At 41.5% G+C, this 20,098-nt stretch carries 21 protein-coding genes; 10 read left to right on the top strand and 11 right to left on the bottom strand.

The genetic code is table 11. From position 1 onward, the window contains the following. Positions 1–29: 29 nt before the first annotated feature. Positions 30–788 (bottom strand): substrate-binding periplasmic protein, encoded by a 759-nt coding sequence (locus G327_RS23940; RefSeq protein WP_019613496.1) that lies wholly within the window; start codon positions 786–788, stop codon positions 30–32. A gap of 805 nt (positions 789–1,593) precedes the next feature. On the opposite strand from G327_RS23940, the gene G327_RS0104100 reads away from it, so the two are divergent. After that, complete coding sequence (locus G327_RS0104100; RefSeq protein WP_019613495.1) at positions 1,594–1,989, top strand: hypothetical protein; 396 nt, start codon at positions 1,594–1,596, stop codon at positions 1,987–1,989. A gap of 108 nt (positions 1,990–2,097) precedes the next feature. Here the strand turns inward: G327_RS0104100 and G327_RS0104095 are convergent, their stop codons facing one another. Continuing rightward, complete coding sequence (locus G327_RS0104095) at positions 2,098–2,856, bottom strand: substrate-binding periplasmic protein (RefSeq protein WP_019613494.1); 759 nt, start codon at positions 2,854–2,856, stop codon at positions 2,098–2,100. A 212-nt stretch (positions 2,857–3,068) separates the two neighbouring features. On the opposite strand from G327_RS0104095, the gene G327_RS0104090 reads away from it, so the two are divergent. After that, on the top strand, positions 3,069–3,587 hold the full coding sequence (locus G327_RS0104090; RefSeq protein ID WP_019613493.1) for an O-acetyl-ADP-ribose deacetylase: 519 nt from the start codon (positions 3,069–3,071) through the stop codon (positions 3,585–3,587). 5 nt (positions 3,588–3,592) lie between these two features. Here the strand turns inward: G327_RS0104090 and G327_RS0104085 are convergent, their stop codons facing one another. Next, on the bottom strand, positions 3,593–4,147 hold the full coding sequence (locus G327_RS0104085) for a PepSY domain-containing protein (protein WP_019613492.1): 555 nt from the start codon (positions 4,145–4,147) through the stop codon (positions 3,593–3,595). 293 nt (positions 4,148–4,440) lie between these two features. On the opposite strand from G327_RS0104085, the gene G327_RS0104080 reads away from it, so the two are divergent. After that, on the top strand, positions 4,441–7,341 hold the full coding sequence (locus G327_RS0104080) for an Ig-like domain-containing protein (protein ID WP_019613491.1): 2,901 nt from the start codon (positions 4,441–4,443) through the stop codon (positions 7,339–7,341). A 153-nt stretch (positions 7,342–7,494) separates the two neighbouring features. Here G327_RS0104080 and pstB read toward each other — a convergent pair whose 3' ends face one another. The 5 genes from pstB to G327_RS0104055 form a co-directional block, all read right to left on the bottom strand. Then, a complete protein-coding gene (gene pstB, locus G327_RS0104075; RefSeq protein ID WP_019613490.1) occupies positions 7,495–8,244 on the bottom strand; it encodes a phosphate ABC transporter ATP-binding protein PstB in 750 nt (249 codons plus the stop codon). A 10-nt stretch (positions 8,245–8,254) separates the two neighbouring features. Further along, positions 8,255–9,100, bottom strand: coding sequence for a phosphate ABC transporter permease PstA (gene pstA, locus G327_RS0104070; protein WP_019613489.1), 846 nt, complete (start codon positions 9,098–9,100; stop codon positions 8,255–8,257). Next, positions 9,100–10,005, bottom strand: a complete 906-nt coding sequence (gene pstC / locus G327_RS0104065) for a phosphate ABC transporter permease subunit PstC (RefSeq protein WP_019613488.1) — start codon at positions 10,003–10,005, stop codon at positions 9,100–9,102. The genes pstA and pstC overlap by 1 nt, the downstream gene beginning before the upstream one ends. A 28-nt stretch (positions 10,006–10,033) precedes the next feature. Beyond that, positions 10,034–10,849 (bottom strand): phosphate ABC transporter substrate-binding protein, encoded by an 816-nt coding sequence (locus G327_RS0104060; protein ID WP_019613487.1) that lies wholly within the window; start codon positions 10,847–10,849, stop codon positions 10,034–10,036. A 93-nt stretch (positions 10,850–10,942) separates the two neighbouring features. Next, positions 10,943–11,755 carry a phosphate ABC transporter substrate-binding protein gene (locus tag G327_RS0104055; protein ID WP_019613486.1) on the bottom strand — a complete coding sequence of 271 codons (813 nt, stop codon included), beginning with the start codon at positions 11,753–11,755 and terminating at the stop codon, positions 10,943–10,945. A 403-nt stretch (positions 11,756–12,158) separates the two neighbouring features. Here G327_RS0104055 and G327_RS0104050 point away from each other — a divergent pair, with 403 nt between their 5' ends. Then, positions 12,159–12,635 carry a hypothetical protein gene (locus G327_RS0104050; RefSeq protein ID WP_019613485.1) on the top strand — a complete coding sequence of 159 codons (477 nt, stop codon included), beginning with the start codon at positions 12,159–12,161 and terminating at the stop codon, positions 12,633–12,635. 79 nt (positions 12,636–12,714) lie between these two features. Continuing rightward, the gene (locus G327_RS0104045; protein ID WP_019613484.1) at positions 12,715–13,179 is read left to right on the top strand and encodes a GNAT family N-acetyltransferase; all 465 of its coding nucleotides are present in this window, start codon (positions 12,715–12,717) and stop codon (positions 13,177–13,179) included. A gap of 107 nt (positions 13,180–13,286) precedes the next feature. Here G327_RS0104045 and G327_RS0104040 read toward each other — a convergent pair whose 3' ends face one another. After that, positions 13,287–14,156 (bottom strand): GGDEF domain-containing protein, encoded by an 870-nt coding sequence (locus tag G327_RS0104040; RefSeq protein ID WP_245542672.1) that lies wholly within the window; start codon positions 14,154–14,156, stop codon positions 13,287–13,289. Positions 14,157–14,719: 563 nt separating this feature from the next. After that, entirely contained in the window at positions 14,720–15,211 is a 492-nt protein-coding gene (locus G327_RS0104035) for a hypothetical protein (RefSeq protein WP_019613482.1), read from the bottom strand. 451 nt (positions 15,212–15,662) lie between these two features. Between G327_RS0104035 and G327_RS0104030 the strand changes: the two genes are divergently transcribed. The 4 genes from G327_RS0104030 to G327_RS0104010 all read left to right on the top strand — a co-directional run bounded on the left by G327_RS0104030 (position 15,663) and on the right by G327_RS0104010 (position 18,226). Then, a complete protein-coding gene (locus G327_RS0104030; RefSeq protein ID WP_019613481.1) occupies positions 15,663–16,028 on the top strand; it encodes a response regulator in 366 nt (121 codons plus the stop codon). Next, a complete protein-coding gene (locus G327_RS0104025; RefSeq protein WP_019613480.1) occupies positions 16,028–16,654 on the top strand; it encodes a chemotaxis protein CheC in 627 nt (208 codons plus the stop codon). Before G327_RS0104030 ends, G327_RS0104025 begins: the two co-directional genes overlap by 1 nt. 110 nt (positions 16,655–16,764) lie before the next feature. Beyond that, positions 16,765–17,613 (top strand): GGDEF domain-containing protein, encoded by an 849-nt coding sequence (locus G327_RS0104020; protein ID WP_211217205.1) that lies wholly within the window; start codon positions 16,765–16,767, stop codon positions 17,611–17,613. A 352-nt stretch (positions 17,614–17,965) separates the two neighbouring features. Continuing rightward, complete coding sequence (locus G327_RS0104010) at positions 17,966–18,226, top strand: hypothetical protein (protein ID WP_157600981.1); 261 nt, start codon at positions 17,966–17,968, stop codon at positions 18,224–18,226. A gap of 100 nt (positions 18,227–18,326) precedes the next feature. Here the strand turns inward: G327_RS0104010 and dsbB are convergent, their stop codons facing one another. Further along, positions 18,327–18,842 (bottom strand): disulfide bond formation protein DsbB, encoded by a 516-nt coding sequence (gene dsbB, locus G327_RS0104005; RefSeq protein WP_019613476.1) that lies wholly within the window; start codon positions 18,840–18,842, stop codon positions 18,327–18,329. 516 nt (positions 18,843–19,358) lie between these two features. On the opposite strand from dsbB, the gene fadR reads away from it, so the two are divergent. Then, a complete protein-coding gene (gene fadR / locus G327_RS0104000; protein WP_019613475.1) occupies positions 19,359–20,069 on the top strand; it encodes a fatty acid metabolism transcriptional regulator FadR in 711 nt (236 codons plus the stop codon). The last annotated feature ends 29 nt before the right edge of the window (positions 20,070–20,098 follow it).

Raw genomic sequence — 20,098 nt, 5'->3', positions numbered from 1 at the left:
AATTATTAATTCATATGGGCAGACACTATTTATTGAGAATAATACCCTGATAACAGGTTATCAAACATATTATCGTAGGTACCGTCTGCACGAAGTGACTCTAATCCTGCATTGAAAATACGCATGATCTCCTGTGAACGTTTATTGGTTTTGGGAAACAATAGAAAGCCCGGGCGGGAGTTCATCGGCCTAGGATGAAAAGTGACTTGATGGATAATATTTGGAGCAAATTTTGTTCTCAGCAGCTCAAGTCCAGTAACAATATTAACAGGAAACAGATCGGTACGTCCGTAAAGCAGCAGTCTGAAATTTTGTTCATCATCATTCACTGTAATGAATGTCACTTTGCCATCTTTATTAGCGGCTTCAAGTGTGTCGGAGGTAAAGTAACCGCGAGTTTTACCTATCCGATATCCGCTAAGGTCATCCACTGTCTTCCAGTCAAAATCCGGGCGATGGCTTATTACGTAAAAAAAATGAATATGGGCTTCTAAAAGCTTCTCACTATAATGAAAATTCTCGCCTCTTTGCTCATTGAAAGCCCACCAGCTGGTTGCGTCAAAATTTCCGCTCTGGGTCTGTGCAAGCGCTCGTTTCCAGGGCAAAAAATAAAATTCCACCTTATGCCCTTGGCGGGCAAAAGCTTCGCTCACCACATGACTGGCAAACCCTTTGTGTTTGGCAACACTGGAACAATAGGGGGTAAATTCACCTGTGGCAATACGGAAAGTCTCACTGTGAACTTCAACCGTCAGTATGAGCAGCAGGCAGGTTAGGAATATTTTCACAATAGACTCCTTAATTACTTTAACTCTCTAAGCATAGCTCAGAAACAACAGTATTTATGCAAGTCTAAAAATGCAGGTTAGCGAACAGTTAAGGTCAGGGGAAGAATTGTTAAGGAAAAGCATTTTTTATGGTGGTTAATCTTAGAGATATTGAATTAATAGAAACAGTTAGCAGTTGAAGTTATGCTTTCAAGATCAACGTATTTGAGATATTTGACTATGAAAATGCCATGCGGCTGTTTTCCTTTTGAATAGAAAAGTGGGCGGGTGAGTCTTATTCACTTTGTAGTTATCCTGAAAGCGGCGAACAATAAATTATCATGTGATAGATCTACCATTAGATTTTGCCCCTTACTCAAAAGATAAACTCAGCCTTTTTCACCTAAATGACTTTTAATAATTGATTTCTGCGAAGGAGGGCGGTTTTGTTGAAACCGGTTATTTTGATTGTCTGGTTGTTTTTTGTCCACCTGCAAAAAATTATTTCCAGTCATAAATCCCGTTGATAAATTAATTACTTAAAGTTCGTGTCGCAATCGAAAAAAGGTCAACAAAAACATTGCTGTAGCCTACAATAGCTGACTGCGGCAGGATGTTTTTTTGCACCTGTAACTTTTTGAATTTAAGTTGTTTTGTTGGTTTCTACCTAGTTTTAGTGTTTTATATGCCTTTTTTGGACTTATTCTTGCCTTTTACGATAATAAATTACTGTGTATTTGTGTCTAATTTGTTATAAACTATTGTCTTGTTTGTGATGTGTTGTCGGTGTTTGAACTCATCATGCTTATTATTAAAAGGAGTTTTTGTGAACAAAATATTTGCCTTTATACTGCTGCTTATCCTGCAGGGCTGCTCTTCTTATAATCTTCCCGATGATTTTGATACAGATAACGCTGCAACAATTATTGGAACGTACAATAATGGGAGCGTTGCATTTGAAGCTGTCAATGGAAAGGTATTAGATTATGATCATTTTCCATATCAAGAAGCGATCAGTATTGAGTCTGGTACCCATGTATTTGATCTCAGTTATTACAAATACAGCAATAGAGGAACCAGCACGGCTTCAGCCAAGGTAACCGCCTTTGTAGAGCCGGGAAAAAATTACAGTGCACATATTAAGTTACACAGAGGAGATATCTTGTTTTTTATTAAAGAAATTGACTCAGGAAATAAGATTGCTTCAGGTGTCGGTGGATAAATAACAGCGTCATTGGCTGAAATTGTAATCTATTCTGCCCCCCGGAATATTGAACACTTTTAGTTTCGTTTTTCCTAAAAGCGAACCGTGAAGCTTATTATTTTTTTCTTAATAACTCGATATTATCTTATTATAGAGTTCTTGATTTTCTCGTATCGAAATAATTGTTTTCCATATTTCGATACGCTGCTTCTGAAGAGCCTTTGTTTTTTTAGAAAAGGGCATAAAATATGACTTTGATGCAATTGGTTTTTCATGAATTTGGGTTGATGCATCTAAATTAAATTTATCAATAAGAAGCTTAGCAGTCCCATGGGGGCTGATGATTGAACCGCGTTTGGCTTTAATCACCTTGATAAAATTAGTCTCAGCTTTTTGATCCGTTAAAACCTCAATCCCTTTTTCTCTAAGGTCATCCACGATGGAGTAACCTAAGGGAGCCCTAATCGGCTTGGGTAAAGTACTAAGATCGCCAGTAAATTTATATTTAAGACTTGGGTGTGTAACAACGATGTACTCTAGCTGAGTAATTCGCCACTTTGATTTTTTTACGCCCGGCACTATTATTTCCGGGTAGTACAAGTGTTTGGCCCTTTGCCCTGTGTAAGAGGCCGAAACGATTGCGTCATATTTACCTTGAAAGCTTTCCTGCAGACATCTCTTCCAGGGTAAAGGTTTAAATGAGCATCGCCAGTTTAATTTTTCACAGGCCTGTTTAACAAGATCAATATGAATACCTTTTGATATTCCATCTTTTTCAAAAGTAAAGGGATACCAAGTGCTTGCATCTGTGCATATTTTTAACTGTACCTGGGCAAAAACAAGGTTTGTATAAAATAAAATGACTGCAATAAATATTACCTTCATAACTCTGCTCCATTCCCCTTGAATTATTTGGGATATTCATCAGTTAAATAAGTCAGTTTATCTATACTTGAGCTAAACAAACGGATACGGAATTATTATAACCATCACCACTTTTTCTAACAGAACGCCATAGAAATTGTAAGACTGTTTTATAGACAATTCAATTTTGCTTATATTGATATTTAAGTGCTTGTGGCTGGGAATAAAAACAGATGAAAAATATATTTGTGATCGAAAGCGATATAACAAAATCTGACGTTGACGCAATTGTTAATGCAGCTAATCCGCAAATGCTCGGAGGAGGAGGCGTTGACGGTGCAGTTCACCGGGCTGCCGGTCCTGCTTTATTAGAAGCGTGCCGCAAAGTCAAAGAGGTTAACGGCATCCGCTGCCCAACGGGGCAAGCTCGAATAACCGCCGCCGGCCGTCTGCACTGCCGATATGTTATTCATACCGTGGGGCCTGTTTATCAACAGGTAACGAATCCGAAAGAACTGCTGCAGTGTGCTTATTTAAGCTCGCTGCGTTTAGCGCTTAAGAATCACTGCCGCAGTATCGCTTTTCCTGCTATATCCTGCGGTGTGTACGGTTATCCTCATCGGGAGGCCGCCGAGACGGCGCTGGCTGCCTGCTCCCGTGAAGAATTTAAACAATTAACAATCTATATCTGCCTGGCGGATAAGCAGATGCTTAGCGTCTGGCTGGATGCAGAAAATAGTATTTTGCCTTAACATGCTTAGCTTTTTATAATGTTGTTCATCTCACCTGTTTTAACATCGACATAAACATGCTGGCGGCTGTGCTGATCCAATAATTTGAATTTGTAGAAAGTAATGCCTTTTTCATTTTCTAATTCAAACTCCACAATTTCTGCATTGTATTTTTCACTGACCATGGCAATTGTGGACTGCAGATTGAATTCTGATACCTGCAGTTCCTGCAGAGCCTGATAATCATCATCGTCTAAGCTGTTGAAACCCAGTGTTTTAAAACTGCTGCTTTTCTCTTTGAGTAAGGATCCGTCTTCTGTGCTTAAGTACAGCTTATATTTCTCTTCTTTCAGCAGGTTAAGCACTTTTATTTGATAGGCGCTTTGTCCTCTATGGTCATCGACTGCAAATTCGGCTATTTGTCCGGGATAGTCACAGCTTACTTTTTCAACGGCCTGCTCCATGGTGAAACTGGCGCGTTTTAATGCCAGCTGTGAAAGCGCATCATTGTCGGCGGCTGCTGTAAAAGAAGTAAGCGCGCCGGCAGCACAGATTAGTTTGTTTAATTTATTTAGTTTCATATTTATCTCCTCGTGATTGATGACTGAAGTTTACTTGGGGGCACATGTCAAAAAGGTGGAGGGAGTATTACAAAAAGTTAATCTGTCGAAAAACATGCGTTCAGGCGGCAAAGGGGGCACTATTTTCTAGTATCACAACAATTCACATCCTTTCACTACTTATCACTTATAAGCTGTTGATATAAAGGGTAAAGTGTCTTCATTAAACCTGTTTCAAATGCACTTTATATTAAAGTGACAGCTGGAATTGTAGGTTTATTAATTTTTTGTAAGAACTATTGAAGGTGAATTTTATGTTTAAAAGAAGTGTCGGCAGAAATATCGGTATCGGTCTTTTCAGCCTTGGTTTTGCTCTTTCTCCTATAGCAAGTGTTGTTGCCAGTGAATTTAATACTGAGGTTGAAGCGCAGAGTGAAGGTCAGTATTGGAGCACTTATGATATTAACTTACTCAACAGTGATAATGTTGAGGTAGATTTAATGGATGCGGTAGTGCAGTTTGTGCTGGATCAGTCAACGTCGGATGTCAGATGGAAATCTACTGCTCTTAGCTATCCGACATTGGCCGTTAAACATGCTCCGGGCAGTAGCGGTGTTGTGCATGATGTGGAAATTAAGTTTTCAGAAGATGACTGGGTTGATCATACACTGCAGCCGGGTGAGTCATTTACGCTGACCGTTGCTTTCGGCGGACAAATAGCTGATATCAGCGCGTTTGAAGAGTCTGTTAAGGTTATCACTCAGGAAGACGGTACACCGAGTGATGTTGAAGTGACTATTTTATCACCTCAGTCCGGTGCTGAACTGCCGATTTCTGAAGCTGTTGATATTTCAGCACAGGTAACTGGTGAAGATGCTGTTAAAGTAGAGTTCTGGGCACAAAATGAGCGGATTTCTGAGCAGCAGATAGAAGACGATAAAGAGGTATACACACACAGCTGGACGCCGACTGCTGCCGGAGAAGCGGTTATCACTGTGATAGCTTTTAATGAGGCAGGCGAGAATATTGAACAGCAGTCTGTGGATGTTGAAGTTACCTCTTCTGAAGTTCCTGTTAATCCGCCGATCATAAACTTTTTAAGCCCGGCAGACCAAAGCAGCCATAAGCTTTCTGATCAGCTTGAGGTATCTGCACAGGTAACTGATGCCGATGATGACCTTGTTTCAGTGACTTTTTACGCAAATAATACTGAGATCTGTACTAGACTGCCGGATCCGGAAGCGCCGAGTGACACTTACAGCTGTGATTATACTGCAGATACGCTAGGCACCGTTGAAATTCATGCACAAGCCGTAGATGCTGCCGAGTTGACAACTGAGTCAAGTCTGACGATTACCGTAACTGACAGCAGCGGCGGCAGTTGTGGGGCTGTACCGCAGTATGAGGACGGTATTCCTTATCAGGTTGGAGATCAGGTTTCCAATGTCGGCTCAATCTTTTCCTGTAAAGTATTCGGCTGGTGTGGTGATCCGGTGTGGGCTCCGGGTACCGGACATCCTGACTATCCTGACGCCTGGGAAGGTGCATGGGACGACCTTGGGGAGTGTGATGTAACACCTCCGCCGGAAGTGGGTATCTTATCACCGGCTGCCGGTGAGCGTATCGCCCCTGGACAAGCGTTTGTGGTAACGGTTGATGCTTCGTCTTCAGAAAGCGAAATCGCAAAAGTTGATCTATTACTCGGCGGGGAAGTTGTCGCAACGAGCACAGAAGCCAATGAAGAGGGGCTGTATATTATAACTGTACCGGGACAGTCAGAAGGTCCTTATGTATTAACTGCAGTGGCTTATGATTTAGAAAATGGTTTCACAGAAACAACACCGGTACCGCTAGCAGTTACGGATCAGGATCTTGTGGTCAGCCTGACATCACCTGCAGACGGATCAACGTATACTGAAGGACGTACTATCAACTTAACAGCTAAAGTCGCCAGTTTTGAAGGTGAGATAGACTATGTTGAGTTTTATATTAATAATAATAAAGTTCACACAGCGACAGAAGCACCTTATCAGTATGACTGGATCGGAGCTTCAGTAGGCGGGCACAGCATTTACGCCAAAGCGGTTAACAGCAAGGATGTTGAGCAGAAAACGGCAGTTTCAGATATTGAAGTAAAAGTACATGTCCCAGGTACCGGGCTTGCTGATAATCCTGATCGTTCAATCAGTTACCTGACATCCTGGGCACCGCTTAACGATACGATCAACAACTCCAATGGCGACGGTTACCTGCTGGCGTTTGGTCAATGGACTCAAGACGGTACAATTATAAGTTCAGACGGCATGTTTGATATACCTGCTTATGATGCTCATTGGCTTGCGCCGAATTATTTATCCTGGACGCACCTCAAACATGATGATCCGGAAAAAGCGGTCTTAGTTGCCTTCGGCGGGCAGACCTATGAAAGTATATGGGGGTATTTAAATACGCCTGAAAGTCGTGAAGCAATTGCGGAAGGCTTAATTGAACTTCTTAAAACCCCGTACCCAGTGTATAAAAAAGGGCTGACTGAAGATGAAATACATAATGGTCAATGTTTAGACAGCCGTGGTGAGCCGGTAGAGATGGAAGAATGTAACTTTGAAGCATATCAAATTGCTGATTATATCACTCTTGACGGTTTGGATTTTGATTTTGAAAAAACAGCTCGAATTACTGAACAGGAAAATGAGAATCTGGAAGCGTTAATCGACTTGATACGTGCGGATGAAGAGGTTGGCCACGATACGCTGCTTTCTTTAACAACGTATCATGTTGGTGCAGATCCTGAGTCATGTCTGAGTTCATCAGTGACTGAAAACTGCTCCTATGTTGAACCATCCGGGCGCTCTGCACATCACGGTGAAGTGATTCCATTACTGCAGTCTGCAAGTGACAAGTTCGATTTCTTTAATGTGATGGCCTACGACGCAGGAGAGAATTTCCTGTATAAAGTTGCAATGAATAACTACGCCCAATACGTGGATAAAGATAAAGTGGTTTTGGGAAATACCATTAACAGTCAATGGGGACCTGAAGGCCGGTTTGTTGAAGAAAGAACGACAAATATAGAGCGTACTCAGTGGCAGCATGAAGAAGGTTACGGCGGCTTCTTTATGTGGACACTGGGCGCGAGTACACTAGAGGGAGGGGGAAAGATGCCCCTTGAAGAGCAGGTTGAGTACTTTAATGAGATGGATGATGTTAATCAGTAACAGTCCTCTTTAGCTGCCGCTATACAACTGGCCTTACCTTGTACTTATAAAGCGCAGTCTGCTGACTGCACTTTTATTGTATTTATGATGCAGGGAATTTATCTATTATAGAAAATCAGATGTTCCTGAAGCACCGGGTTTTAATATTTCTTATTAACCAAACTCGCCGCTGACATAACCCTGGGTACGTTTATCCTGCGGCTGGTTAAAGACCTGCTGTGTATCACCGTGTTCAACTAACTCTCCCATCCAGAAAAAAGCGGTTTTATCAGAAATACGTTTCGCCTGATTCATGGAGTGGGTGACAATCACAATGGTGAATTTTTTACGCAGCTCGTCCATCAGTTCTTCAATTTTATGGGTTGCGATAGGATCTAAGGCACTGGTGGGTTCATCCATTAAAATCACTTCAGGCTCCATAGCAATGGTACGGGCAATACATAAACGCTGCTGCTGCCCGCCTGACAGGCCGAGTGCAGAAGTATCAAGACGATCCTGTACTTCATCCCAAAGCGCCGCGCTGCGCAGTGATTCTTTAACGATTTTATCCAGCTGTTTCTTATCACGCATGCCCTGTGCTTTAAGCCCAAAAGCAACATTTTCATAAATACTCATGGGAAAAGGATTGGCTTTCTGAAAAACCATACCGACACGCATGCGAAGCTGCTTTACATCATTATTGGCATAGATATCCCAGTCTTCAAATTTCACTTCACCGTTGATTGTTACATTGGGCACTAAATCATTCATACGGTTTAGGGTTCTCAGCAGCGTTGATTTGCCGCAGCCGGAAGGACCGATTAATGCTGTTACCTGACGATTGGGTATTTTAATTGAGATATCTTTGAGCGCATGGTTTTCGCCGTAAAAAAGATTCAGGTTGTTAACTTCTAGCTTATTCATAATATCGACCTTAATGTGATGCTTTGTTGTAACGGGCGGCAATAATTTTTGTAATTAAATTCAAGATAAGCACTAAAACAATCAAGACGGTTGCGGTTGCATAGGCTTGATCCCATTCATGCTGGGTAAAGAGTTCTTGGGTTAATTTATATAAATGTACGGTCAGGGTGCGGCCGGAATCAAACACCGACTCTGGAATTTTTGTGACCATACCGGCGGTTAAAAATACCGGTGCTGATTCTCCAATAACACGTCCGATACTTAAAATGACTGATGTGACAATACCCGGCATGGCGCTGGGTAAAATTAAACGCCAGATGGTATAAATTTTAGAGCTGCCTAATGCATAGCCGCCTTCGCGGTAGCTCATGGGGACGGCCATTAATGCTTCTTCGGTGGTGCGGATAATAACCGGCAGAATTAACACCGATAACGTTAAGGCACCGGCTAAAATTGAGAAGCCCAGCCCTAGAGTCGTAACAAAAAAGGTCATACCAAACAGGCCGTATACAATTGACGGGATACCGGCTAATGACTCGATACAGAAGCGCAGCACCTGCACGATTTTGCTGCCGGCTTTAGCGTATTCCGTTAAATAAATAGCGGTCATAATGCCGACTGGGGCTGCAATGCTTAATGTTAGAGCAACCATATAAACGGTTGAGACAATCATTGACCAGATACCGGAACTTTCACCAATACGTGTATAAGCACTGCTGACAAATTCCCAGCTGACATGGGAGAGCCCGTTGCTTAAGATGTGCCACACCACCCATAATAGAAACACAATGGTAATGGAAGCGGCCGCCCAGGTTGAGGCAAGCAGAAGTTTATCTTGAGTTTCGCGTTTTAACATTAGTGAACACTCTTCTTGTTAATGTACAGCAGGCCTGCATTAAGCAGTACGATAAATATCAGTAATACTATACCGGTTGAATAAAGGGCACTGGCATGGATCCCCGTTGCATAGGACATTTCCATAGCGATATTCGCGGTTAATGTTCTTGCCGGTTCAAGTATTGAGCCCGGCATGGCCGGCGCATTCCCCATGACCATAATAATCGCCATGGTTTCACCGATTGCGCGGGCAATCCCTAACGCCACACCGGTTAAAATGCCGCTGCGGGCCGCCGGGATAAGCACTTTAAAAATACTGTAAATATGCGACGCGCCTAAGGCTAATGCGCCTTCTTTGTAAACCGGCGGCAGGGCGCGTATTGATGTTTCTGAGATGGTGATAACGGTCGGCAGGATCATAATAGCTAAGACAATAACCCCGGCTAATAGTGTATTACCGGCCGGGATATTAAACAGTACTTCAATGGCAGGCACGATAACCACTAAGCCGAAGAATCCGTATACAACCGACGGGATACCAGCGAGCAGTTCAACGGCCGGGCGGACAATATCAGCCAGCCATTTTGGGGCAAGCTCAGCAAGAAAAACGGCTGTTAAAATGGCAATCGGAACGCCTATTAATACTGCGCCGAATGTTGAAATTAACGAGGCCACAATCATCGGGAAAATCCCGAATAATGCCGGCGGCAGCCATTCACTGCCGAACACTAATTCGATAACGCCTGCCTGACGAAAAGCGGGTAAACCCTCAGAGAAAAGGAACCAGGCAATGGTCGCCAGTGAAACGACACCGACCATTGCACAACAGATAAACAAAAGGTGGAAAAAGGTGCCCAGCCGGTCCGGCTTAGGCGTCGGGCGGAGAAAAATACCGCTGTCGCTGTTTTTTGTACAGGTATTCATAACGTTGCCTTGAGCTGCTGGTGGATTGTTAGTTAACACGGATATAACCTTGTTCTGCTACTATGCTCTGACCCGTATCGGACATGATATAACGAATAAAATCAGCTGCCTGCGGGTCTAGTTCATTTTTAAACAGCAGGATAAAAGGACGGGCTATGCTGTATTGACCGGAAAGAATGTTTTTTTCACTGGCTTCAACATTGTCTACTTTCAGCGATTTGAGCAGATTGTCATCAACGGAGCCCAATGAAATATATGAGATTGCATAATCATTATTTGCGACCAGTGTTTTAACCATGCCGTTACCATTAGCAACCTGTGCGGCTGCTGAAATACTGGTTACCGGTATACCGTTCACCCGGCGCTTTAAACCGAGGATTTTTTCAAAAGCTTCACGGGTACCCGACGAGGCATCACGAGTGACCACGACAATCGCTTTGTTATCTCCGCCGACTTCCTGCCAGTTGGTTATTTCTTTACGGTAAATGCGCTTTATCTGCTCTCGGGTTAGGCTTTCTACCGGATTGTTATTATTGACTATCAGTGCAATACCGTCGCGGGCAATAACCAGCTGCTGTGTATCTGGCGCCGCTTCATCGGGTCTTAGCTCTCTTGACGACATACCGATCATGCTGGTGCCGTTTTTCGCCGCTAAAATACCTGAAGAAGATCCGGTTCCCTGGACGTCAACATTATGGCGGCTGCTTTTCTGGTACGTTTCAGCCAGTACTTCAACCACGTTGGATACCGACGTAGAGCCGGATACGCTTACGGCTGCGTAGGCGGTGGTAAATGGAGCCGTTAACAGGGCAATAGCGGCGGTTAAAGCAATAACATTTTTCATTAATAAATCCATATGATGTGTGATGCGGATAGTGGACGTGCGTATAAAAGTGACGCTAATGGGAAATACTATTTCCCATTAGCGTCCGGCGGATTAATTTACGCGGATATAACCTTCATTAACGATGATATTCTGGCCTGTATCGGACAGAATATAGTTAACAAATTCACGTGCTTCTTTATTCACATCATCTTTCATTAATAAAACAAACGGGCGTGCAATGGTGTAGTCGCCGGCCGCAATGTTGTTATCGCTGGCTTTATAGCCGTCAACCGCTAAGGCTTTTAATGAACTGTCTACCGAGCCTAAAGAGATGTAACCGATGGCAAAGGGGTTATTGGCAACGATTGTCTTAACCATACCGTTACCATTGCCCACTTGCGCGGTTGCTGCAATCGCCGATACTTTGATACCGTTTACTTTCCGCTTAAGTTTTAAGATATCTTCAAATGCGCCGCGCGTACCGGAGGCTGTATCACGCGTAACGACAACGATAGGTTTGTTTTCACCGCCGACTTCTTTCCAGTTTTTAACTTCACCGCGATATATTTTAGCTACCTGCTCTTTTGTGAGGTTTTTAATCGGGTTGCTGTTATTAACCGCAATGGCGATCCCGTCACGTGCTATTACGGTACCTTTTGTATCTGCGCTCATCTCATTCGTTTTGACTTCACGCGAAGACATGCCGATCATGCTTGTGCCGTCTTTCGCCGCGCGAATACCTGCTGAAGAGCCTGTTCCCTGTACTTCAACTGTTTTGCCTGCTGTCTGTTTGTAATTCTCACTCAACACTTCCATTACGTTGGTAACTGATGTCGAACCAGATACGGTAATGGTAGAGTCTGCTTGAACAAGGGAAGTTGTCATTAAACCAATCGCTGCTGCTAAACCAATTACTTTTTTCATTTTTAGTCACTCTATAATTAAAGTAGTATTAAACCAAATCCATTGATTATCTATTCATTTACGCTTGTTAAAATGAATGCTAGCTTCGTTATTGATTTTGCAGTTAGAACAACTAGTTACTGCAATCAATGCCTTGCTTTTATGCATTTTCCTTACGCCTAAATAGATTATCTAATTAGTGGAATTGGTATTAAAATTAATTCGCTCTTCCTCTGTGGAAGCGAGTGTATTGAAACAATTGAATATGACAGCCTGGTTGCATTTAGATTACATTTTTATGACAAGTATTATTTATCGTTTAACTGTTTTTTATAGATGCAGTCTGCTGTGTGCAGTTAACTGTTCGGTTTGCCGGTAGTTTCGTTTTAATATCAAATAAATACAGATTACCAAGGGAGGCGGGATGAAATTATTATTTGTGTTGGTGACGGTATTTTGCTCTGCCGCCTGCAGCCCCTTAACAGCTGAGCGAAAACATCAGGTGATCTATTATCAGGTCTCAGAGAGTCGTGTGGAAAAGCATAGTGATAGCTTTGACTGGCAGAAAAAAACACCGGCTGATTTTTTGGAACTGCTCCGGAGCAGAGGGCCTGAAGCATATTATACTGTACGGGGGGAGCATAAAAACTGGATCAAATACTCTGATATAACCAAGTTGATTGAGCTGCTTGATTCAACTGTTCCCTGTGCCGCAGTGGCAAGATCCATTTCGTCCTATATTGACTTCAACGGCTCAACCATTGGAGATGAAGCTGCTTTTTTAATTATCGGTTTTCAAAAGGGACACTATCCGCCGGATCTTAATTCGACCCGGCCGAAAATCACTGCGAGTGACAAGCACCGGCTTAAAGAGTGGTGGGCTGACGTGTTTTTGAAATAAATGACTTTCGATATCCTCATGTGTATTTTAACGGGACCTAGAATATGCCGCTACAAATTGCTGTTAATGGAGTTTCATAATGATTCAATATAGAGAAATTGCTTCGTGTCAGGCTCCCATGAGTCTGCTCCTTGAAGCCGATCCTTCACAAGAATGTATCTTAAAATATTTAAAATATTCACAGTGTTTTGCAGTACTTAAAGATAGTTTGATTATTGGTGTTTGTGTTGTAAAAGTGCTGAATTGCGGCAGTGCTGAAATATTTAATCTTGTTGTTGCACCCGCTTTTCAGAAGCAGGGGATCGGGAAGAAGTTTTTAAAGTATGTCTTAAACCAATTAGCTAAAAAAGGGATCGAATCCGTTAAATTAGGTACCGGCACTTTTGGCTATCAATTGAATTTCTATCAACAGTTGGGGTTTCATGTTGATTCAGTGGTTAGCAATTTCTTCTTGGAAAATTATAGTGAGCCGATATTCGAAAACGGTATACAGCACAAGGATATGATTCGTTTAGTCTGTCAGCTTAAGAATAAAGAATTTTAACAGAGTGTTTGTGCTTGAAGTAATAGCGCCTTGTTTTGTGAGATAGTTCGTCAGCTGTTTCAGCTGCAGCAAATAGTGACCTCGATGGACTAGCAGAGCAGGCATGATCAATACACCACTTTGTTTCTGTCTTGCTCTTTGGCGACATACAAATTTTCATCAGCATGAGAAAACAGATCTTCACCAGATTGAGAGCAGTCCTGAAAATTTGCAACGCCGAAACTACAGGTTATATCTTTAGATAAGAAGAAGGCATCGTTTTCATCATCAGCGGGCTTTATTAAAGATTTGCATAAATCGTGTGCAGTGATCTGGTTTAATCCGTAATGCCCGATCAGCAGCCTTTGTTCAATTGATGCTCTGATCCTTTCTGCGACCGCAACCGCATCAGGCAGGTTAGTTTCAGGCAGTAAAACTAAAAATTCTTCTCCGCCATATCGGTATCCAAAATCACAAGGACGTAAATTTTCTAAAACAAGTTTGCCGAATAATTCTAAAGTATCATCTCCGACAGAATGACCGAAAGAATCATTAACCTCTTTAAATTTGTCCAGATCACACATAATTAATGAGAAGTCAGAAATAGCTTCAAGATAAATATCACTCTCTAAACTGGTTATTTTTCTTTTTAAAAATTCTTTTTTTCTTAAACCTGTCAAAGGGTCTAGAGATAATTTGTTAATTTCATTTAAATTTTTAGCCGCTAAATCATATCTGCCGTCACGTAAATGCTGATTATGAGATTCAACAAAACCATAATTCATAATATCGCGATAAAAAATTTCACATTGATTTTCAACAGAGTTCCTATCTGAATCTTTATAGTTCGGAAATTTAACAAAGTTCAGTAATTTAAAAAAATCATCTCCGAACCTAAAACCTCTGTCTAGTTCAACTGTGCTTCCTTGACGGTTTAAAACTTCCATATATAACCTTGAATCTAATAAGTCGTAAAATCTACAGGATTTATCGTTCAAATAATATTTTTATGACTCGATTTTATATAAATATAATCAAGAACTAAGAGGTTGTCACCAGGGAACTAAATTAGGTGATTGGATTGCAGATAACAGAAAGAGGTTTTAGGTTAAAAAGTCAATTTACAGATGTTGTTAAAAGCAACTTATAGCGGACATTAATTCGTATATGAATAAAAACAAAAAGCACTAACATATGTGGAGAGGTTTAAAATCAGACGGTTAGTTGGTGTTAATGTATGTAGCTAGAGGGGCAGACACAACCTTTTTAACTTGGTTGTCCGATAACAGTCAAAACAGCAATTTTCTCCACGGTATTGAATTGCTTTATTTTTGATGGTGATTTAAATGTAAAGTAAAAGATATAAGGCATTACTGGTTCAATAGAGGGCTAATGCTCTAGCTGAATGAAATTAAAACAAAGTGTTTGAAACTGCACCGAATTCCTTCTTGGGGTTGACTGCTTTTATGCCCTTTACTCTGGTGGTGAAGGGCATGCTTTATTTAACAACGTTTCCTATGGGGAAGAGCGCGCTGTTTGAAAGCTTGTCGCCTGTTGAAGCTTATTTAGCAGCTAAGCTTTTGCTGCGGGTATTAATTCGTTCGAGTTCTTTAATCAGGTCATCGTAGTTAACCATCAATACGGCTGCTTCTTCGGCCACCGGGTCAATATAGTCATCACTCAAGGTTACTGCTTTCGGACGACACTTTCCCTCAATATTATCGCGTTCAAAGGCAAGAATATCGAGATCCATGTAGGTTTCCTCTACACCTTCGAGCTCTGTGCGCAGCTCTTTAATAAAGTTTTCAAGAATACTGTTAAGCTTGCGGGCCGCTTTAACATCGTCATTTGTATTTACGCGGGTAAAGAGGTTTTGAATATCATTTTTTACTCTTAAAACATTATTGTTATAAATTTTGACCTGCAGGCTAAGCATCTTATTGAGATTATTATAGGTATCTCCCATCACCTTAAGTTCAGCACATCCGCCTGCATAGGCGACAGGGCTTAAAATAAATAGAATTAAAGAAAGTAAAACAGCGAACTTTTTCATACTTCCCCCGACATAAATAACAATAGTGATTATATAGTCACTTGTTAGCAATCGAAATGCAAAAATCAGCAGATCGAGAGGTGAGTAGATTCTAGGCATGTTAATGGAAATATCAAAGACAAAACTAACGAAGGAGCAATTTTAGCTGCTCAGCAAGGCTTGATGCATCTGAATTTCACTTGGTTAGCCTGTTTATCTGTATATTCATTATTTACTGAGCTCCTCTCATGACCTGTGTCATGTTGAATTGCGCAAATCATTGACCAATAAACACATAGCCTATATATTTTCGCTTTGATTTGTCAGCGCGGTATAAATAATTATAAAAAATAGAACTGTTTCAGCGCGTAATCATGCATGATTTATGCGGTTGTGATAGTGACAACTGCTCTCAAATTAATTAGCCAAGGATAGCAACCCGGCGTAAATACGACTAGATAAGAGGAATATAATGACCACATCTTTGTTAATTGTTGATGATTCAACTTTTTCGCGGAATATGATTAAACGAGTGCTGCCCAATAACTGGGATGTTGATGTTACTGAAGTAATTTGCGGTGAAGAAGCGCTGGAAGTTTGTGAGCTTAAACAGTTTGATGTTATTTTTTTAGATCTTACTATGCCCGATATTGACGGCCTTGATGTTTTATTAGAGCTTAATAAACGTAACTACAATTCTCGAGTATTCATTATTTCGGCGGATATTCAGGAGAGCTCAAAGCAGATAGCTAAAGAGCGCGGTGCGATAGATTTCTTTCCTAAACCAATTAAAACCGATACTTTGCTTGCTATGCTGCAGCATCATGAGGTGGTTTGATGACAACTCAACAAGAATTTACAGATTATCAGATCGATGCGCTAAAGGAGCTTGCCAATATAGGAATGGGCAGAGCGGGGGCTAAGTTATCAGAGGTATTTGAACACCGAGTTACGTTGAATGTACCTAATGTGGCGATGGTGGATGAAGATAAACTCAATTCCTTAGCCTTAAAATTTGAAACCGGCAGTCCGATTGTTAATATTATTCAGCAGTCTTTTATCGGCGAAATTGAAGGACGTTCCGCATTCATTATCGGCGGCCATAACTTTGCGGATTTAGTGAATATCCTTGGTTATGAGGAAGATGATGCGATTGATGAAGGGCGCCAGAAAGAGATGCTGATGGATGTCTCAAATGCGGTAAACAGCGCCTGCCTGTCAGGATTAGCAGAGCAGCTTGAGTTAGATATTGAACTAACCAACCCTTCAATTGTTGCTTTCAACACACCCAATTCAACATTAAAAGACTTTTTCTTTAAACAAAAGCATCAAGAGACACATCAGACTTTATTATTTGAAATTAAGTTTTTTATTAAAGATATCAATTTGTATTGTGACAATATTATTTCTCTTAAAATAAGCAGCTTAGAAAACCTGCGCAATGCGTTAGAAAGGCTGCTTTGATGGGAAATCATGACCAGTTCACGGAGTTTTCCAAACTCCTCCAAGAGCTATCCAGTATCGGTTTTATTATCCTAGACAGGCGTATGAATGTTATATTCTGGAACCGTTTTATGGAACTTCACAGCCATATCAAATCGGAGGAGATTCTCAGCCGCAAGCTGACCAGTTTTTTCCCTGATGTGAATGAAGCCTGGCTGAATAAAAAGATAAGATCAACGTTAGTACTGAATAATCAGGCTGTTACCTCCTGGGAGCATAGACCCTACCTGTTGAAACTGCCTAGTACTCAATACTCAATCGATGATGTCGACTTTATGTATCAGAACTGTTCTTATTTTCCAGTTAAAGACAGTGATAATTCTACGATTGCTGTCGGCATTGCTATCTACGATGTAACAGAAATAGCGGTTAGTCAAAAACTCCTTGAAAACGTCACAGAGCAGGCTTTAGATCTGCAGGAAATCAGTACTCATGACCATTTAACAGGACTGTTTAACCGCAAGTTTTTCCTGGATCAGTTAGTACAGGATGCTTCCCGTTGTCGTCGTTTGAACTGGGATCTGGGTATCGCAATGATTGATGCGGATCACTTTAAGTCAATTAATGATACCTATGGACACCAGACTGGTGATGATGTTTTAAAGGAACTGGCAGAACGACTTCAGGCTACGCTGCGTACATTTGACAGCTTATGCCGCTACGGTGGCGAAGAGTTTGCATTGATCCTGCCTAATACTACTGAGCAGCAGACGCTGCAGGTGTGTGAACGTCTTCGCGAGTGCGTTAATAAGACGCCTATTATTTCTGGCGGGCGAGAAATCCCGGTCACTGTCAGTATTGGCGTTTCTTTTTTGAGCCGCAGTAAATCTTTAGAAGAGATAATTTCAGAGGCAGATGCAGCACTATATTTAGCCAAGCACAACGGCAGAAACCGCGTAGAACAGCATCAGTCAGATTGACTGTCTAGTCACTGTTAAAGAGCTGAACAGCTGTTTATTTATTTCGGCCTTTTGGATGCACCAGAAGGCCGTTTTATTACCTGTTTAATATACCTCCCGTTTTTTTATATAAATCTTATCTGCTGTAGAAATACGCAGACCCGGAAGCCAGCAAACTTTTTTGGCTGAATCACTTTGCTAAATAAGTGAATCAGAGTTTCGGACTGATCAGCTGGTTTGAAACAAATCCGGTTACTTTATACCGCCGGTATGTACAGCGCTTAAAGCAGAAGGGTTATAGTTATGTACAAAGTTATCGCGGTGAGTGTCGCGATATCACTGCTGAGCGCTTTTTTTACGGTTTTAGATTATCGTGGCGCATGATGAAGGTGTGACAAGGGTGCCCTCGCTTAGTGTAAACCGCCAAAAGGTTCCTTTAAAAACTCAGTTGGTAATTAATTTAAAGCTCCGCCGGCAGTTTTATAATTTGATTTTTCAGCATCAGGAAAAAGGGTTAAGCCTTGATCCTTTATTGGCTGCATTAGGCTCAGAGCTGAATTTAAATAAACGTTTAATGCTAGAAATTAAACGAGTTGTTTTTCCGTTATCAATCTTATTTAAACGCTGTCTTTGATATAAAAAAAGATGCCCCGCAAAGAGATGATGTTATTGAGTTTGTGCAGATAAAGAAAACCCGGTCAGCTGTCCGGGTTTTATACAGGCTGGTTTATAAATTACTTTCTGGCTGGTAATAATGCTGTAACTGCAACAAATAAGAATAATACGCAGTAGATGCCGAAGCTGACAATTAACCACTGCGGCATTGAGTAACCTAGAAACTGCCATGATATTTCTGCGCAGTCGCCGCTCGGGTTAAATAACCACGGCAGCCACTCGTGCAGAGGGGCCCAGCTTGGAAAATTCGGTAAAAACTCACAAGTGGCAAAAGGTGACGGGTTCATCTGGTAATCTGTATGTTCGACAGCTAATAATCCCCCCCACACTGCACTTACGCCCCAGACTAAAAATGCCGTTAGTCTGACCAGTATATTCTGTGGTGCCGCTGCCCCGATTAAACCTGCGAATATAAGGCCAAGCATGGCTATCCGTTCATATACGCACATTACACAGGGCTCGAGTTTCATAATATGCTGGAAATAGAGTGCGCACATTTCAAGGGAGAGCGCACTGGCGGCCAGCAGCAGCCATGCCCAGCGTTGTTTGCTGAGACTTTTTAACGTTGATAACACTATCGACTCCTAATTAATAAGATAAGTTGGTTTTATATACTCAAGCTATTTGAAAATGCAGGTAGTTTGACCATAACACTATCATCGTAACGACGGTAAATAAATGAACTTCAACAAGCGGCAGTGATTATTTACCGTAATTGTTCATAACATAAGCACAATTGATTGTTTTATATATATAAGTAAAGGATTTTTCCTGCTTAATAATGTCTGTGGTATTATACCCGTGTTACCTCAAGATGCTTTGTCAGGCGCTAGCTCGGATGCCAGAGCAAGGCGTAACATGAGGTAATTGTTATTCACTTTTCGATTGTTGCAACGCTGGGCTGGTTTTCGAATTAACGCCCCGTAGGGCAAAGCAACTTGTGTCAATCTGCGTTGTTATAAAATCTTTATGTAGAATAACCATACTTCAATTTTATGCCTAGCATCTCGGCACAATTTGCCTTGCTGACTTTGCATCTTGAAGTATCATGGGTATATAAAAAAATAATAAGAAACGGGCGATAGAAATTAATGATTATGAAAGCAAAGGGGCCTGCTGATGTTGCTGAGCAATATCTAATTGAGTCCATCTGGAACGGATCAATTCCAATTCATTCAGAGTTACCTGCTGAACGTCTGCTTGCTGATAAAATCGGCGTTACACGCACTACTCTGCGTGAAGTACTGCAGCGTCTGTCTAAAGACGGCTGGATCACCATACGCCATGGTAAAGCGACCAAAGTAAACGACTTCTGGGAAAGCTCCGGCCTTAACATATTAAGCACACTTACTCGTCTTGATGTGAATCGCCGTGCTGATTTCATTGACCAGTTAATGTCTGTGCGTACTAATGTCAGCACCATCATTCTGCGCATGGCTGCTAAACACAATCGTGAAGCTGTGCTGTCTTTTTTAGAGGATGTGCCTCCCATTGAAGCAAGCAGTGAAGTGTTTACTGAGTTTGACTACCGTTTTTATCATCAGGTCGCTGTTTCCTCTAACAATATGATTTACGTTTTAATATTAAACGGCCTGCAGGATCTTTATCGCAAAGTCGGGACTTTTTATTTTTCTAATACAGAGGCTAAATCGATTGCACTGGATTTTTATGCACAGGTTAAACAGGCAATAGGGCAGGGGGACTCGCAGCAGATAATGCAGATAGTCAGAGACTCAGCCTTTGCCAGCGGTAAAATATGGCTGCGCCTGCGTGACCAGCTGCCTGATGATTTTTTAGATTAAGTATTTTGCACCCTAAATATTTGGGTGTA

Source organism: Psychromonas ossibalaenae ATCC BAA-1528 (assembly GCF_000381745.1).
Lineage (GTDB): Bacteria > Pseudomonadota > Gammaproteobacteria > Enterobacterales > Psychromonadaceae > Psychromonas > Psychromonas ossibalaenae.
This window is presented reverse-complemented; position numbering and strand designations above follow the sequence as displayed.